Source organism: Streptomyces sp. NPDC048197, assembly GCF_043202395.1.
GTDB lineage: Bacteria > Actinomycetota > Actinomycetes > Streptomycetales > Streptomycetaceae > Streptomyces > Streptomyces siderophoricus.
In genome coordinates this window covers 497845-514525 of sequence record NZ_JBIDAJ010000001.1, presented here as the reverse complement: position 1 = coordinate 514525, position 16681 = coordinate 497845, and the positions used below count along the sequence as shown (strand labels likewise).

15 protein-coding genes and 1 pseudogene are annotated in these 16681 nt (G+C 69.1%); 9 read left to right on the top strand and 7 right to left on the bottom strand.

All coding sequences use genetic code 11. From position 1 onward, the window contains the following. Nucleotides 1-81: 81 nt before the first annotated feature. Entirely contained in the window at nt 82-1926 is a 1845-nt protein-coding gene (gene dnaA, locus ACGF4C_RS02315) for a chromosomal replication initiator protein DnaA (protein WP_393562564.1), read from the bottom strand. 418 nt (nt 1927-2344) lie between these two features. Between dnaA and rpmH the strand changes: the two genes are divergently transcribed. The 9 genes and pseudogenes from rpmH to ACGF4C_RS02270 all read left to right on the top strand — a co-directional run bounded on the left by rpmH (nt 2345) and on the right by ACGF4C_RS02270 (nt 9239). Next, nucleotides 2345-2482, top strand: coding sequence for a 50S ribosomal protein L34 (rpmH, locus tag ACGF4C_RS02310; RefSeq protein ID WP_003956500.1), 138 nt, complete (start codon nt 2345-2347; stop codon nt 2480-2482). A 23-nt stretch (nt 2483-2505) separates the two neighbouring features. Continuing rightward, a pseudogene (gene rnpA, locus ACGF4C_RS02305) lies at nt 2506-2874 on the top strand (ribonuclease P protein component); the annotation flags it as partial. Between the two features lie 86 nt (nt 2875-2960). Beyond that, a complete protein-coding gene (gene yidD, locus ACGF4C_RS02300; protein ID WP_030412278.1) occupies nt 2961-3278 on the top strand; it encodes a membrane protein insertion efficiency factor YidD in 318 nt (105 codons plus the stop codon). Nucleotides 3279-3281: 3 nt separating this feature from the next. Then, nucleotides 3282-4448: a membrane protein insertase YidC gene (gene yidC, locus ACGF4C_RS02295; RefSeq protein WP_393562561.1), complete on the top strand. Its 1167-nt coding sequence runs from the start codon at nt 3282-3284 to the stop codon at nt 4446-4448. A 14-nt stretch (nt 4449-4462) separates the two neighbouring features. Further along, entirely contained in the window at nt 4463-4969 is a 507-nt protein-coding gene (locus tag ACGF4C_RS02290) for a R3H domain-containing nucleic acid-binding protein (protein WP_030412276.1), read from the top strand. Nucleotides 4970-5105: 136 nt separating this feature from the next. Then, nucleotides 5106-5831: a 16S rRNA (guanine(527)-N(7))-methyltransferase RsmG gene (gene rsmG / locus ACGF4C_RS02285; RefSeq protein ID WP_201805639.1), complete on the top strand. Its 726-nt coding sequence runs from the start codon at nt 5106-5108 to the stop codon at nt 5829-5831. Nucleotides 5832-6133: 302 nt separating this feature from the next. Next, the gene (locus ACGF4C_RS02280) at nt 6134-7204 is read left to right on the top strand and encodes an AAA family ATPase (RefSeq protein WP_078871841.1); all 1071 of its coding nucleotides are present in this window, start codon (nt 6134-6136) and stop codon (nt 7202-7204) included. Beyond that, entirely contained in the window at nt 7201-8313 is a 1113-nt protein-coding gene (locus ACGF4C_RS02275; RefSeq protein ID WP_393562558.1) for a ParB/RepB/Spo0J family partition protein, read from the top strand. Before ACGF4C_RS02280 ends, ACGF4C_RS02275 begins: the two co-directional genes overlap by 4 nt. Before the next feature lie 308 nt (nt 8314-8621). Beyond that, nucleotides 8622-9239, top strand: coding sequence for a GNAT family N-acetyltransferase (locus ACGF4C_RS02270; protein ID WP_393562556.1), 618 nt, complete (start codon nt 8622-8624; stop codon nt 9237-9239). Nucleotides 9240-9347: 108 nt separating this feature from the next. Here the strand turns inward: ACGF4C_RS02270 and trxA are convergent, their stop codons facing one another. The 6 genes from trxA to murJ all read right to left on the bottom strand — a co-directional run bounded on the left by trxA (nt 9348) and on the right by murJ (nt 16639). After that, nucleotides 9348-9674, bottom strand: a complete 327-nt coding sequence (gene trxA / locus ACGF4C_RS02265; RefSeq protein WP_030412271.1) for a thioredoxin — start codon at nt 9672-9674, stop codon at nt 9348-9350. A 46-nt stretch (nt 9675-9720) separates the two neighbouring features. Next, nucleotides 9721-10695 (bottom strand): thioredoxin-disulfide reductase, encoded by a 975-nt coding sequence (trxB, locus tag ACGF4C_RS02260; protein ID WP_030412270.1) that lies wholly within the window; start codon nt 10693-10695, stop codon nt 9721-9723. Between the two features lie 115 nt (nt 10696-10810). Next, nucleotides 10811-11782, bottom strand: a complete 972-nt coding sequence (locus tag ACGF4C_RS02255; protein WP_393562554.1) for a zf-HC2 domain-containing protein — start codon at nt 11780-11782, stop codon at nt 10811-10813. Continuing rightward, on the bottom strand, nt 11779-12474 hold the full coding sequence (gene sigM, locus ACGF4C_RS02250) for an RNA polymerase sigma factor SigM (RefSeq protein ID WP_393562553.1): 696 nt from the start codon (nt 12472-12474) through the stop codon (nt 11779-11781). The genes ACGF4C_RS02255 and sigM overlap by 4 nt, the downstream gene beginning before the upstream one ends. Nucleotides 12475-12599: 125 nt before the next feature. Next, nucleotides 12600-14312 (bottom strand): protein kinase family protein, encoded by a 1713-nt coding sequence (locus ACGF4C_RS02245; RefSeq protein ID WP_393562552.1) that lies wholly within the window; start codon nt 14310-14312, stop codon nt 12600-12602. 107 nt (nt 14313-14419) lie between these two features. Next, complete coding sequence (murJ, locus tag ACGF4C_RS02240) at nt 14420-16639, bottom strand: murein biosynthesis integral membrane protein MurJ (RefSeq protein WP_393562551.1); 2220 nt, start codon at nt 16637-16639, stop codon at nt 14420-14422. Nucleotides 16640-16681 lie beyond the last annotated feature (42 nt).

Sequence of the window (16681 nt, the reverse complement as noted above, 5' to 3'; positions counted from 1 at the left end):
CGGAAACGGCGAAGGGCGCCCGGGAGCGGGTCCCGGGCGCCCTGGGCGCGGTCGGTCCGAGGCGGCGCGTCGGCCGCGGTCTCAGCCGTTCTTGATGCGGTTGGTCAGCTCGGTGACCTGGTTGTAGATCGACCGCCGCTCGGCCATCAGCGCACGGATCTTGCGGTCGGCGTGCATCACGGTCGTATGGTCCCGGCCGCCGAACTGCGCGCCGATCTTCGGCAGCGACAGGTCCGTCAGCTCGCGGCACAGATACATGGCGATCTGCCGGGCGGTGACCAGCACCCGGCTGCGGGACGAGCCGCAGAGGTCGTCGATGGTCAGGCCGAAGTAGTCGGCGGTCGAGGCCATGATCGCGGTGGCGGTGATCTCCGGAGCGGCGTCCTCACCGCCGGGGATCAGGTCCTTCAGCACGATCTCGGTGAGCCCCAGGTCCACCGGCTGCCGGTTGAGCGAGGCGAACGCGGTGACCCGGATCAGGGCGCCCTCCAGCTCACGGATGTTGCGCGAGATCCGGGACGCGATGAACTCCAGCACCTCCGGCGGGGCGTTCAGCTGCTCCTGCACCGCCTTCTTACGGAGGATCGCGATCCGGGTCTCCAGCTCGGGCGGCTGGACGTCGGTGATCAGGCCCCACTCGAAGCGGTTGCGCAGCCGGTCCTCCAGGGTGACCAGCTGCTTGGGCGGCCGGTCACTGGAGAGCACGATCTGCTTGTTGGCGTTGTGCAGCGTGTTGAAGGTGTGGAAGAACTCCTCCTGCGTCGACTCCTTGCTCGCCAGGAACTGGATGTCGTCGACCAGCAGGATGTCCATGTCGCGGTAGCGCTTGCGGAACGCGTCCGCCTTGCCGTCGCGGATGGAGTTGATGAACTCGTTGGTGAACTCCTCCGAGCTCACGTACCGCACACGGGTGCCCGGGTAGAGGCTGCGCGCGTAGTGCCCGATCGCGTGCAGCAGGTGGGTCTTACCCAGACCCGACTCCCCGTAGATGAACAGCGGGTTGTACGCCTTGGCCGGGGCCTCGGCAACGGCGACCGCGGCGGCGTGCGCGAAGCGGTTGGAGGCACCGATGACGAAGGTGTCGAAGAGGTACTTCGGGTTCAGCCGGGCGGTCGGCTCACCCGGGCCGGTGGCCGGCGCGGGCTGCGCGGCGAGCGGGCCCGGGGCGCCGCTGGGCGCCGGCAGCGCGGCACCGGGCCCGGAGCGGCCGTTGTGGCCACCGGGCTGGTGCTCGGGAAGGTCGCGGCGCTGCGCGTCGTACGGGGAGCGCGCACCGTCGGAGTGCTGCGGGGGGAGGCCGCGGTCCTGGCCGCGGTAGTCGGGCTGCGCCTGCTGGTGCTGCGGTACGTGGGGCGCCGACGGGTACGGCTCGCGCCACTGCTCCGCGGACGTCTCGCGCTCGGGGAAGCCGCCGAGGTGCTGCTGCTGCCAGCCGTAGTCCTCACGCGGGCCGGGGCCGCCGGGGGCGAGGTGCTGGGGCCAGGCGCCGGGTTCGTGCCGCGGCTGCTGGTAGTCCGGGTAGGCGGGGCGCACGCCGGGCAGGTCGTCGCCCTGGTGCCCGTACCCCTGGCGGCTGTCGTGCCGGGGTTCGTAGTCGTACGCCTCGTGCTGCTGCGGCGCCGGGTGCTGCTGGTGATGCGGCTGCTGCTGGGGCGACTGGTGCTGTACGGGCGCGGAGGGCGCCGGCGGCTCTTCGGAGGAGTCGTCGACGGTGATCGCGATCCGGATCGGGCGGCCGCACTCATGGCTGAGGGCCTCCCCGATCAGCGGCGCCAGCCGGCCTTCGAGCACGCCCTTGGCGAATTCGTTGGGCACGGCGAGCAGCGCGGTGTCGGCCACCAGCGCCAGCGGCTGGGTCCGCTTGAGCCAGTCCTGATCCTTCGGCTTGAGGCCGTCGGCCTCTGCCCGGAGGAGGTGATCGAGCACGCGCGGCCACACTGCGGCAAGATCGGCAGGTACATCAGCCACAGGGCACGCTCTCTCACAGTCCCACGAATGTGTGATTCTCAGGACGGGCGGGAAGGAATCGGAGTTCAGCCACGGTAGTCAGGGCGGGCCTGGGGATTCAAGTTGTTGTCCACAGGCTGTGCATAGTGTGTCCTGACAACGGACCGCGCGGGCTCACATGGAGCCGGTTTGACCGGATGGCGTAGCCGCGCGTACCGTGACCAGGTCGAGTTGTCGATGGCTGCTGCCGCCTGCCTCCGATGGGCAAAGATCGCGCTCTGGTGATCGTGTAGCGGTGCACTTAGGCGTTGCGAGCTACTCGTGGGCGCACGGTGACAGCCAACGACGCCCCACATCTGTCTCTCCTTGAGACAACAAGCATTCCTGGAGCCCCCGAGTGAGCAAGCGCACCTTCCAGCCGAACAACCGCCGCCGCGCGAAGACCCACGGCTTCCGTCTGCGCATGCGGACGCGTGCCGGCCGCGCGATTCTCGCGTCGCGCCGCAGCAAGGGTCGCGCCCGCCTGTCGGCCTGAGCAGCCCGACCTAGGTCCATGACGTGCTGCCTACCGAAAATCGGCTGAGGCGGCGCGAGGACTTCGCGACCGCGGTACGCCGGGGACGCAGGGCCGGGCGCCCGCTCCTTGTCGTGCATTGTCGTAGCGGTTCAACGGACCCGCACGCAGCGGGGGAATGTGTTCCCCCGACGCGTGCGGGTTTCGTCGTGAGCAAGGCAGTTGGCATCGCGGTCGTCCGCAACAAGGTCAAGCGACGGCTTCGCCATCTCCTGCGCGACCGGCTGGACCGGCTTCCCGCCGGTAGCCTGGTTGTCGTACGGGCCCTGCCCGGCGCGGGCACCGCGGACCACGACGAACTGGCCCGCGACCTGGACGCCGCCCTGGAGCGGCTGCTGGGAGGGGCGCCGAGAGGCTCCAACCCCACGGGGGCCGCGACCGGCAGTGGTCGCGCCGCGGACCCCCGGAACCCCGGCCGGGGCCCGGGAGGGAGCGCACAGTGAAGTACCCGCTGCTGCTTTTGATCAAGATCTACCAGTGGACCATCAGCCCCCTGCTGGGGCCGGTCTGCAAGTACTACCCGTCGTGCTCGCACTATGGCTACACGGCCATCGACCGGCACGGCGCGGTGAAAGGGACTGCGCTGACAGCTTGGCGCATTCTGCGCTGCAACCCGTGGTCGCTCGGTGGCGTCGACCACGTCCCTCCCCGGAAGCGTCCGGTCTGGCACCAGCGGCTGAGGAGCCGTCTGGGCGGGACTGCCGTCCATGAACCCGCCGCCCAGCCCGAGACTCAGCCCAACGCCCAAGGAGCCTGATTCGTGGACACGATCCTGAATCCTCTCTATTACGCCGTTTCCTGGATCATCGTCCAGTTCCACTCGTTCTACAGCCTGATCTTTGATCCGAACAGTGGCGCGGCGTGGGGTCTGTCCATCGTCTCGCTGGTGGTGCTGATCCGTATCTGCCTGATCCCGCTCTTCGTGAAGCAGATCAAGTCGACGCGGAACATGCAGGCGCTCCAGCCGAAGATGAAGGCGATCCAGGAGCGCTACAAGAGCGACAAGCAGCGCCAGTCCGAAGAGATGATGAAGCTCTACAAGGAGACGGGCACCAACCCGCTCTCGAGCTGTCTCCCGATTCTGGCCCAGTCGCCGTTCTTCATCTCGCTGTACCAGGTCCTCAGCCACATCGCGAACGGCAAGACGGTCGGCTTCATCGACCAGACGCTGCTGCAGAGCGCGCAGAAGGCACACATCTTCGGTGCCCCGCTGGCGGCGAAGTTCATGGACAGCGCGGCGAAGATCGAGAGCCTCGGTGCCTCGGTCACCAACGTCCGCGTGGTCACGGTCATCATGATCGTCCTGATGTCGGCGTCGCAGTTCTACACGCAGCGCCAGCTGATGACCAAGAACGTCGACCTCACGGTGAAGACGCCGTTCATGCAGCAGCAGAAGATGCTGATGTACGTCTTCCCGGTCATGTTCGCCGTCTTCGGCATCAACTTCCCCGTCGGTGTCCTCGTCTACTGGCTGACCACCAACGTGTGGACCATGGGCCAGCAGATGTTCGTCATCCGTCGTAACCCGACCCCGGGCAGCAAGGCGTTCGCCGAGCGCCAGGAGCGGCTGCGGGCCCAGGGCAAGCTGGTCGAGAGCCCGGCCGAGGTCGCGGCGAAGAAGGCCGTCGAGGAAGCGCGCCAGAACCGTCAGCAGCCCAAGCGCCAGACGAAGGCCAAGCGGCAGACCGGCGGTGCGCCCACCGGCGGTGCCGGTGCCCAGGCCCGGACGCAGAACCGTACGCGGGCCGGCTCGGCGGGCACGGCGAACGGCTCGGCGGACTCCGGCCAGGGCGGAGCGAAGAAGCAGTCGCTGGAGAAGAAGACCGCGCAGGACGGCACCGCGCAGAGCGGCTCGTCCGGGTCCCGCTCCGCGAAGTCCGGCCAGCGCAAGGGCCAGCAGCGCCCCAAGCACCCGTCGAAGAAGTAAGAAGGAGTCCTTTCGTGACGGACACGACCCCTGCCGCCGAGGGCACCGACACCCTGACCCGCCTGGAGCAGGAAGGCGAGATCGCGGCCGACTACCTCGAGGGTCTGCTGGACATCGCCGACCTCGACGGTGACATCGACATGGACGTCGAGGCCGACCGCGCCGCGGTGTCGATCATCAGCGACTCGACCAGCCGCGACCTGCAGAAGCTGGTGGGCCGCGACGGTGAGGTGCTGGAGGCGCTGCAGGAACTGACCCGGCTGGCCGTGCACCGGGAGACCGGTGACCGCAGCCGTCTGATGCTGGACATCGCCGGCTTCCGGGCGCGTAAGCGCGAGCAGCTCACGGCGATCGGTGCGAAGGCAGCGGAGGAGGCCCGCGGTACCGGTGAGCCGGTGAAGCTGGACCCGATGACGCCGTTCGAGCGCAAGGTCGTGCATGACGCGGTGGCGGCGGCCGGCCTGCGTAGTGAGTCCGAGGGCGAGGAGCCGCAGCGCCGAGTGGTTGTCCTCCCGGCCTGACCGCTGAGCGCAGCCGTTTTTTCTTTGGCCCCGTCTGCTCGCAGGCGGGGCCAAAAGTTGTCAGCGTTCTGTGTTATTCCGGGTGGGTGACCCGGGTTCCCGGCAGGAAAAGCAGTCCAGAGGAAGGGCGGTTCCCGTGACGGAGGCAGCAGCGGAGCTCCCTCCTGCGCCGAAGGCGGCACAGGAGGTATTCGGTGAGCGCTTTCCGGAGGCCGTGCGGTACGGCGAACTGCTCGCCGACGCGGGGGTGACGCGAGGGCTGATCGGGCCGCGCGAGGTGCCGCGGCTGTGGGAGCGGCATCTGCTGAACTGTGCGGTCCTCTCCGAGGTCGTGCCCGAGGGCGTCTCGGTCTGTGACGTGGGCTCGGGGGCCGGGCTGCCCGGCATCCCGCTGGCTCTGGTGCGGCCGGACCTGAAGATCACGCTGCTGGAGCCGCTGCTGCGGCGGACGAATTTCCTTCAGGAAGTCGTCGAGCTGCTCGGCCTCGACCATGTGACGGTCGTGCGGGGACGGGCCGAAGAGGTCATGGGCAAGCTTCCGCAGGTGCATGTGGTGACCGCGCGTGCGGTGGCTCCGCTGGACCGGCTGGCCGGATGGGGAGTTCCGCTGCTGCGTCCGTACGGCGCGATGCTGGCGCTCAAGGGCGATGCCGCGGAGGAGGAGCTCAAGGGCGCCCGGGCCGCGCTGAGCAAGCTCGGTGTGGTCGACACTTCGGTGGTGCAGGTCGGTGAGGGCATTGTGGATCCGCCGACGACGGTGGTGCGGGTCGAGGTGGGCGAGAGCCCTGGTGGCGTGCGCTTCGCGGCGAAGCGGGCGAAGGCGGCGCGGGCCAGCCGTCCGACGAGGGGGCGCCGGCGCTGAGGCATGAGCCGGAGCCGTGGAGACCGGCAGATGGGGAGGGAATCCCGTTCCGCGAAATAGGCGACGCGGTATTTCAATAAACCCCATCAAAACGGCACAAGACGGAGTGTCGCGGCTTATTCGGACGCGACGCTGGCATCGTGTTTCACGTGAAACGTCGCTCTCTGCTGCAAGGGATCATCGGCCGTGGTCGTGCGGCTGCCGCGCCGCGCGACCGTAGACCCACACGGGTAACGGAAGTATCCACAGACGTGGGTTTGTCCACAGGAGAACGGACCTCACTGGTTCACGACGCCGAAAGCATGGCAGGCTCTGACCATTGCGAGCCTGATGTCGAGGAGAGTGAATCCTTGCGGTCCGACGCCAACATCGCGGGACCGATGACCGATCCGGTCCCCGGTCCCCGTAGCGAGTCGTTCGGGGACGACGTTTCACGTGAAACGCCGCCCCCGATGGACGACACCCCGATCGGTCGTGCAGCTCAGCTGGCGGTAGAGGCACTCGGCCGCGCGGGCGAGGGGCTTCCCCGGCCCGAACAGACCCGGGTCATGGTCGTTGCCAACCAGAAGGGCGGGGTCGGTAAGACCACGACCACCGTGAACCTGGCGGCCTCCCTGGCCCTGCATGGGGCACGTGTTCTGGTCATCGACCTCGACCCCCAGGGCAATGCGTCGACGGCGCTGGGGATCGACCATCATGCCGAAGTGCCGTCCATCTATGACGTGCTGGTGGACAGCAAGCCACTCTCCGATGTGGTGCAGCCGGTCGTGGATGTGGAGGGGCTGTTCTGTGCGCCCGCCACGATCGACCTGGCCGGCGCCGAGATCGAGCTGGTCTCGCTGGTGGCCCGGGAAAGCCGGCTGGACCGTGCCATCAAGGCCTATGAGCAGCCGCTCGATTACATCTTCATCGACTGCCCGCCCTCGCTCGGCCTGCTGACGGTCAATGCGTTGGTCGCAGGGGCCGAGGTGCTGATCCCGATTCAGTGCGAGTACTACGCACTGGAGGGTCTGGGGCAGCTGCTGCGGAACGTCGACCTGGTGCGGGGCCACCTCAACCCGCAGCTCCATGTCTCGACGATTCTGCTGACCATGTACGACGGACGCACCCGGCTGGCCTCCCAGGTCGCCGACGAGGTCCGTAACCACTTCGGCCACGAGGTGCTCCGTACCAGCATCCCCCGCTCCGTGCGGATCTCCGAGGCACCCAGCTATGGGCAGACAGTGCTCACCTATGATCCCGGATCCAGTGGTTCGCTTTCGTATCTCGAAGCGGCTCGGGAGATCGCGCTGCGTGGGGCCCCGCAGACCGGGGGCCAGGGCCTCAGCGTCACCTATGAAGGACAGCACAGCATCTCGGAGGGGACTCAGTGAGCGAACGACGTAGAGGCCTGGGCCGTGGGCTCGGGGCGCTGATCCCCGCGGCACCGCAGAGCACGGACCATGCCGGGCCCGCGGTGGGGCAGGGAGCGACATCACCCTCGTCCGTACCGGTCCTGACGCCGGAGCGAGGGGTGGCCGCCGCCAAGGTGACCTCGCTGCCGACGCACGGTGTTTCACGTGAAACGGAAGCACCGGTAGCGGCGGAGCCGTCGGCGGACGGTGTATCGGAGGTAGCGGGTGCGCACTTCGCGGAGGTGCCGCTCGATGCCATCACCCCGAACCCACGCCAGCCGAGAGAGGTCTTCGACGAGGACGCCCTCGCCGAACTGATCACTTCCATCAAGGAGGTGGGCCTGCTCCAGCCGGTGGTGGTCCGTCAGACCGAGCCCGGACGGTACGAGCTCATCATGGGGGAGCGCCGCTGGCGTGCCTGCCGGGCGGCGGGGCTGGAGAAGATTCCGGCGATCGTGCGGGCGACGGAGGACGAGAAGCTCCTCCTCGACGCGCTGCTGGAGAACCTGCACCGGGCTCAGCTCAACCCGCTGGAAGAGGCAGCCGCCTATGACCAGCTGCTCAAGGACTTCCAGTGCACGCATGACGAGCTGGCCGACCGGATCGGGCGCTCGCGTCCGCAGGTGTCCAACACGCTGCGCCTGCTGAAGCTCTCCCCGTCCGTGCAGAAGCGGCTGGCCGCAGGGGTGCTCTCGGCGGGTCACGCCCGGGCGTTGCTCTCCGTGGAGGACTCGGAGGAGCAGGACCATCTTGCGCGCCGCATCGTCGCCGAGGGGCTCTCGGTGCGTTCGGTCGAGGAGATCGTGACGCTCATGGGGTCGACCCCCACGAGCCCGAGCAAGGCGAAGGGCCCCCGCGCGGGCACTCGGGTCTCCCCTGCGCTCACCGGACTCGCCTCCCGGCTCTCCGACCGCTTCGAAACCCGGGTGAAGGTCGACCTGGGCCAGAAGAAGGGAAAGATCGTCGTCGAGTTCGCCTCGATGGACGATCTGGAGCGCATCCTCGGGACCCTCGCCCCGGGCGAAGGTCCCGTCCTGGGCCAGTCCCTGGCCGAGGAGAACGACGAGGAGACCGGCGAAAAGCAGTGAGCTGATACCTACGGCTCCAGGGCGGGCCGTGTTCCGGAGCCCATACCGGAACACGGTCCGCCCTTTGCTCTCTCGCGCTACCCGTGCCCGTAAAGGGTGGATACGATGCGTTCGGGTATGGCACGCATCCACGTGGAGACGCCTCACATCGAGGAGAGGGCCATGCGATCGGTGAGCCGCACCGGACTGCTGGCAGCGGGCTTCGGCCTGGCAGCCGTCGGAGGGTTCGTTGGAGGTCTGCTCAGGGAGCCGGCCGTGCTGACGGCACTGCGTGGTGCGGCAGGCGAGAGAAGTGAGGACCTGGTTCCATGGGCCGTCGGCTCGTACCGCTCACGCTGGACAACCTTCCGGATATCCCCAAGCGCTGCCGCTCCTGTGTCTTCTGGGAGCTCGACCCCGTCAGCGGCGAGGCCGCGGTAAAGGCGGGACGTCCCGAGCTGGAGAAGGAAGCCTGGATCTCGGCGGTACTGCTGGAGTGGGGATCCTGCGGGCGGGTCGCCTATGTCGATGAGGTGCCGGTGGGGTTCGTGATGTACGCCCCGCCGGCCTATGTGCCGCGCTCGACCGCCTTCCCGACCAGTCCCGTATCGCCGGACGCGGTGCAGCTGCTCACCGCATGGCTGACGCCCGGATACCAGGGCCAGGGACTGGGGCGCGTGATGGTCCAAACGGTCGCCAAGGACCTCACCCGGAGAGGGTTCAAGGCGATCGAGGCGTTCGGCGATGCCCGCTGGACCGAGCCGGCCTGTGTGCTCCCCGCCAACCATCTCCTCGCGGTGGGCTTCAAGACCGTACGACCCCATCCCCGCTTTCCTCGGCTGCGCCTTGAGCTGAGGACCACGATCTCGTGGAAGGAAGACGTGGAGATGGCGCTCGACCGCCTGCTGGGCGCCGTCCAGAAGGAGCCCGCCCTGCGGCCGTTGTAGCGCACGATGTTTCACGTGAAACCGAGCTCTGTTTCACGTGAAACAGAGAACGGGCCCGTCCTCGGTGAGGAACGGGCCCGTTTCACGTGAAACAGACGATGAGCTGACTCAGGCGAGGTAGTCCGCCAGGTCGCGCTCGATCGCGGCCTTCGGCTTGGCGCCGACGATGGTCTTCACAACCTCGCCGTCCTTGTAGACGTTCATCGTCGGGATCGACATGACGCCGTACTTGGCGGTGGTCGCCGGGTTCTCGTCGGTGTTCAGCTTGGCGATGACGATCTCGTCGTGCTCCGCGGCAATGGCCTCCAGGGACGGGGCGACCTGGCGGCACGGGCCGCACCAGGTGGCCCAGAAGTCCACGAGGACGGGCTTGTCGCTCTTGAGGACGACCTCTTCGAAGTTGGCGTCCGTGACGGTCACCGTGGCGCCGGCCATGGCAATCTCCTTATTGGGTGGGTGGTGGGAAAGCGGGGGCCGCGGGTCAGGCGGCGGGGGTCTTCTCGGGCTCGGGGGTCGACTCCCCGTCCGCCAGCGCCGCGAGGTACCGCTCGGCGTCGAGGGCGGCGGAGCAGCCCGTGCCGGCTGCGGTGATCGCCTGGCGGTAGGTGTGGTCGACCACGTCGCCGGCGGCGAAGACGCCCGTCAGGTTGGTGCGGGTGCTGGGCGCGTCGACCTTGAGGTAGCCCTCGTCGTCGAGGTTCAGCTGGCCCTTGAAGAGCTCGGTGCGCGGGTCGTGACCGATCGCGATGAAGAGACCGGTGACGGGGAGCTCCGAGGTCTCGCCGCTCTTGAGGTTGCGCAGAGTCAGGCCGGAGAGCTTGCTCTCGCCGTGGATCTCGGCGACCTCGCTGTCCCAGACGAACTTGATCTTCGGGTCGGCGAAGGCACGCTCCTGCATCGCCTTGCTGGCCCGAAGGGTGTCGCGGCGGTGGACGACCGTGACCGACTTGGCGAACCGCGAGAGGAAGGTGGCCTCCTCCATCGCGGTGTCGCCGCCGCCGATGACGGCGATGTCCTGGTCCTTGAAGAAGAACCCGTCACAGGTGGCGCACCAGGACACGCCACGACCGGAGAGCTCGTCCTCACGGGGCAGGCCGAGCTTGCGGTGCTGCGAGCCGGTGCTGACGATGACCGCCTTCGCGCGGTGCACATTGCCGGCGGTGTCGGTGACCGTCTTGATGTCCTCGCTGAGGTCGACCGAGACGATGTCGTCGGGCACGAGCTCGGCGCCGAAGCGCTCGGCCTGGGCGCGCATGTTGTCCATGAGGTCCGGCCCCATGATGCCGTCGCGGAAACCGGGGAAGTTCTCCACGTCGGTGGTGTTCATCAGCGCGCCTCCGGCGGTGACGGCACCTTCGAAGACCAGCGGCTTCAGGGACGCGCGGGCGGTGTAGAGCGCTGCGGTGTAGCCCGCGGGCCCGGAGCCGATGATGATCACGTTGCGGACGTCGCTCACGGGTGTCTTCCTTGTCTCTGCCGACTGCTTGCTGGGGCTCTCGGAACTCTCACCCCACCCAACGGATCCTACGGGGCGTGCATTCCCGGAGTGTCACAGCGCACTACTCGTCGTTTCAATCTCGCGGGTACGAGTGCGCCAGCAGGACCTTTCCGGGCGCCGGCGGCGTGGCGGAGACACAGGAGGACGAGACCACGTACGCCGAGACACGCTTGGCGTCCGCCGGGTCCGGCAGAACGACCAGAAAGGCGTCCTTACCCTGGTAGCGGGTGTGGCTGGAGGCGATCGGGGCCTCCGGGCGGCCGATGCCGTGGCGGACGCAGGACGGGATGGTGTCGGCGCTGCCCCGCAGTGGGGTCTCGGGAGAGCTGCGGGCACCGATGTCCGGCGATTTGTGCGAGCCCTTGGTCGCCAGCAGGGCGTGGACGTGGGAGCCGAGATTGGTGGCGGTCAGGCCGGCCGTAGCGCCCGCCCCCTTCTCGGGGGTGGCCGTGGTCCGGCTGGGCCCGGCCTGCGTACCGTCCATGGCGGCGTTCTGCAGGAGCAGTCCGCCGACGCTGAGGACGGCCGCGGCCGCCGCGGTGCCGAGCAGCACCCGCGGCCAGCGACGTGCCCGGGAGGCCCGGCCGCCGCGTGTGGGTCGGCCCGGCCCGGAGGAACCAGCGGGACGCCCGGCGGGGCGGCTGATCGGTGTGCTGAGGGTAGGTACTTCGGGCTCTGTTTCACGTGAAACAGAAGCGGGGCGGGCGGTCGATTCCCGGGTTGTGGCACGGCCCGCCGTTTCACGGGTCGCTGTTTCACGTGAAACATGCGTCGCGGAGCCCGGAACGGTGGCATTGAGAAGTGCCTCGGCCGCGAGGGCGGCATCGATACGCCCTGCTACCTCAGTCGGCATGCACGTCGGGCCGGGGAGCCGGCCGAGCATCCGGCGGATCTCCTCCAGGGAGACGTAGACGTCCTCGCACAGCGCGCAGCCGGCAAGGTGGGCGCGCAGATCGGCGCTGCGCGAGGGAGAGAGCAGCCCGTCCGTGAGGTCGGAGATCTCGGAGACCTCCGGGTGCTCACCTGTGCCGGTCGTCGACGTCACGCTCGCCCACCTCCGCCCTTCACGGCACCTGTGTCCTTCGGTCCTGCCGTCGGTGGGACGGATGTCCCCTGCGCCCGGTTCCTTCCCCCGCTCGCCGGGTTGCTACCCCCGCCGTCAGCCCGCAGATGGGTGACCAAGGGGAGGAGGCGGGCACGGCCGCGTGCGCAGCGGCTCTTCACCGTTCCGGTCGGGATGTCGAGGATCGCGGCTGCCTCGGCGACGGGGTAGCCCTGCATGTCGACGAGGACCAGGGCGGCGCGCTGTTCCTCGGGGAGGGTGCGCAGGGCGCGGAGCAGCTCGCGGTAGAGGTCCTGGCGCTCGGCGGGGATCGCGGCGGACTCCTCGGGTTCGAGGAGCTGCTCCAGCCGCTCGGTGTCGGCGACCGGTGAGGTGCGCCGGGAGGCGGCTTTGCGGGCCCGGTCCAGGCAGGCGTTGACCGTGATGCGGTGCAGCCAGGTCGTCACGGCGGACTGACCTCGAAAGGTGTGGGCCGCACGGTAGGCGGAGACCAGGGCGTCCTGTACGGCGTCCGCGGCTTCCTCACGATCACCGAGAGTGCGCAGCGCCACCGCCCAGAGCCGGTCGCGATGGCGTCGGACGATCTCCCCGAACGCATCGGGGTCGCCCTTCACATGCAGCGCAAGGAGATCGGCGTCGGTTGGTGTCGAAGCCTTGTCGCTGTCGGTGGACACGGGCCCCCCGGCCGTAGCTGCCTGATCACGGTCCCATTGAAGCCCGCCGGATGGGGAAAGTAAATGTGCCGAGGGGCGTTGATCAGCGGGCGAGCGCCCCGTTTCGGCCGCTCGCCCGCTGCTGTTCAGCCCGTCACCTTGATCTCGGAGATTCCGCCGCGGAACCAGTCCGAGACGCCGTCGCTCGGCAGCTCGGTGATGTGTACCAGCACGTAGCGTGCCTTGACGGCCTTGTCCAGCTTCACCGTCAGCTTCTCACCGGCCTTCGCCGGCTTGGAGAGTCGCCGCGAAAAGTCACTGAGCGCCGTCGGGTCCGACGCGGACGGTTCCGCTGCCAGAACCTCCACCGTCTGGCCCGGACGGTACATGGTGACCTCTACGCCGGAGACGTCCTTGGCGCTTCCGAGGTCTATGACGATGCCGCTGCCGTCCTTACGAGCCGGCAGGTTCCCGAAATTTGCCCAGCCCTGGAAACGGCCGGTCACCCACGCCGTCGAGGGATTGCCGTCCGTCGCGTTCGACGCTTGATTTCCGGAGAACGCAGATGCCAGCGGAGAGAACTCCGTGGCACTTTGGATCGCCAGGGGACCCGAAGGCTTCTTCTTCTTGCTGCCGCCCTGCGACTGCGAGTTCCCCGGACCCTCCTGGTCCTTCTCGCGCTTCAGCAGGGTGTCCGCGAGCTGCCAGCTGCCCAGGCCCAGCGCCGCGATGAGCAGCGCGGAGACGGACCACTTCAGGGCCCGGCCGGTACGGCTCTGGAGCGGGGGCGGCGGCGTGGGGATCGCTTGGGTTGGCCGGCCGGGCTGGGCGTTGTGGGATGCCGCCTGCCGGTAGCTGCCCTGCTGGTAGCCCGTGCGCTGGTACGGCGGGGGCGTGGCGAACGCGGTCTCCGGGGGCCGGATGCGGGGCATTGCCGCGACCGCCTTGGACAGCTCCTCGGGCGTGGTGCACGGCTGCTCCTGGCGGGAGGCCGTGGCGCCGTCGTTGATCAGCGCGCGCATGGCGAGTTCGGAGAGGCCGCGGTGGACACCGGCGCGCACCTGATCGGGCGCGATCAGGCCGACGCCCTTCGGCAGCCCGGTCAGGCCGTGCGCGTCGTTCTCGTACGGCCAGCGCTGGGTGAGCGCGGCGTACAGCAGCGCCCCGATCGCCTCGGTGTCCGTGCGCTGCGGGTGCTCGCAGGTGATGCCGCGGAGCGCGGCCATGACGGCCAGGCCGCGGATGCGGTACTGCCCGGATTCCGTCCGCAGCACCGAGCTGGGGGTGATGCGGAGGTGGGCCAGGCCCTCGCGGTGTGCGGCGGCCATGGCCTGGGAGACCTGGCTGACGAGCTGGTACGCCTCGTGCGGCTCCAGGGGGCCGTTGGCGAGGTGGGTGGCCAGCTCGGTGGCGTCCGGAAGCCACTCGTGGACGACGTAGACGAGGTCGTTCTCCTCGACGGCGTCCAGGACCTGGACGAACCGGGGGTCGCCGAGCAGCGCCGAGGAACGGGCCGCGGAGAGCACCGGCCGGGCCCTCGGATGGTCGGCGGGCAGGATGTGTACGCCGACGGCGCGGCGCAGCTTCTCGTCGACCGCACGCCAGCTGCTGAATCCGTCCAGACGGGTGACGCACTCTTCGAGGCGGTAGCGTCTGGCGAGCTTGTGGCCGCTGTGCAGTTCCGGTGGCTGGGCCTCGTCCGCCGCACGCGTCTCGTCGGTGCGTGCGACGTCCGTGTCCCTGCCGGATACCTTCTCGGCCTTAGCACCGTCGTCCGTGGCCTTGCCCGCCTTGGCGGTCAGCGGCTCTTCGCCGCTCGTGTCGGCCACGTCGACGGCAGCCGTGCTCCGTTCCGCCACCGTCGTTCCTGCCTCCCCATCCGTTGCAGGCTCAATGAGCCAAGACAATTGTGCCCACAGTCCGCCACTATGCACGACACACGGTGGCAGTCGATGGTTGTGCTCAATCAACGCCCAAGCTTTGACCGGACCATGCCGACCAGGGCGTTCATTTCCTCGATGCGCATTTTGCGTGCGGCGACGTAGAACACGCCCAGAAGGGCGGCGGCGCCGGCGATCAGCGCGGCCAGGGAGCCGATGAACCCGCTGCCCAGCGTCTGCATGATCGCGTACACCAAGGCGCCGGAGACGATCGTGGCCGGGATGCTGGCGCCGGCCAGCCGCGCGTAGGTCCGCACGACGTGCGCCGTGTCGAGGTCACCGTCCATCCGCCTGCTCAGCCGCTGCCAGGCCACCCCGACGCCGATGATGTACGCCAGGCCGTAGGAGGCCGCCATACCCACCACGGCCCAGCGGGCCGGCAGGACCAGGAAGCAGAGCCCGGAGGCGGCGGCGTTGACGGCAGCGACGATCACCGTGTTGTAGAAGGGGGTGCGGGTGTCCTCGTACGCGTAGAAGGCGCGCAGGACGACGTACTGCACCGAGAACGGGATCAGGCCGATGCCGAAGCCCATCAGCATGTAGCCCATCGGGACGCCGGCGCCGGACGAGCCGTAGACCAGGGTGCACAGCGGGACGCCGAGGGACAGGAAGCCGAACGCGATCGGGACGATGGCGACGGCGGAGGTGCGCAGGCCCTGCGACATGTCGTCCCGGACGGCGCCGGTGTCGCCGTCGTGTGCGGACCGGGCCAGCCGCGGCAGCAGCGCCGCCATGACGGAGACGGTGATGATCGCCTGCGGCATGTTCCAGATCAGCTGGGCGCTGGCGTAGGAGATGAAGCCGGTGCCCGGGTGCCCCTGCTGGTCTGCGGTGTTGCCGGCCCAGGTGGAGAGCTGGGTGACGACGAGCACACCGGCCTGGTTGGCGAGCACGAAGAGCACGGTCCACTTGGCGAGCTTGGCGGCCTTGCCCAGGCCGTGACCGCGCCAGTCGAACCGCAGCCGGAGCTTGAAATCGGCGTCGCGCAGGTACGGGATCATCGCCAGCGCCTGCACGACGAGCCCGAGGAGGGTACCGATGCCGAGCAGGCGGATGCCCTCGTCGGGGATGGTCGTGACGCCGATGTGCGAGGTCTTCGCCGTGCCGTAGACCCAGATGAAGAGGCCGAAGGTGGCGATCATGACGATGTTGTTGAGGACCGGGGTCCACATCATCGCGCCGAAGCGGCCGCGGGCGTTGAGGATCTGCCCCATGACCACGTGCAGGCCCATGAAGAAGATCGTGGGGACGCAGTAGCGGGTGAACGCCACCGCGACCTCGTTGGCCGCCGGGTCCCGGGAGATGTCGAACGAGACCAGTTTCACCAGGAGGGGCGCCGCGACCACCGCCAGCACCGTCAGCACCCCGAGCACCACGATGACCAGGGTCAGCAGCCGGTTGGCATAGGCCTCGCCACCGTCGTCGTCCTCCTTCATCGCGCGCACCAGCTGCGGCACGAAGACGGAGTTCAGACCGCCGCCGATGGTCAGGATGAAGATCATCGTCGGGAGCTGGTAGGCGACCTGCCAGGAGTCACCGAGCACCGCACCGCCGAGCGCGGCGACGATCAGGGCCGAGCGGACGAAGCCCGTCAGCCGGGACACCATCGTGCCGGCGGCCATCACCGCACTGGACTTGAGCAGGCCGGAGGCCCGCCCGCCGGAGGGCTTGCCGGCCGCCGGCACGGGAGCGGGCTCCGGCTCCGGCGCGGCCTGCTGCGGAACGGCCTCAGGCCCGGGCACCGCGCTGGTCACCGGCGCCCCGACAGGCGGGCCGGCCGGGGCGGAGCGCTGGGGCTCGTAGGGATGCTGGTCCCGGTAGAGGTGCGCGAAGGCGTCGGACTCCGGACGCTCGCTGCCGGCCTGGTTGGCCAGGGGATCGACACCCATGAACTGCGTCGTCGCGGCGTCGTCACCGTACGGAGCGGCCCGGTCCGGGCGCTGCGGGGCGGGCGTCCGGGGTGCGGCCCAGGCCTGTGGGTCAGGCGCCTGCCGCCCGGGTGCGGGCTGCGGATAGAGCGGCTGGGTGGGCTGCCCCGGGGACGGCGGCGGGTGCGCGGCGCGGTCGTAGCGCGCGTCGGTCACCGGATCCTGGGCCATCGGGTCCTGGGCGTGGTGGGGGTCGTTGCGGTAGGCGTCCCGGACGTACGAGTCCTGGTCCGCGGGGAACGGGGGCGTCGGAGGGACCGGCCCCATGGGGTCGCCATTGGCGCCCCGGCTCCGGTCACCGTCGTACGGCGCATTCATCGCTGCCCCACCTCATCAGTCGCCGGCCATCCGGCCCCGCCA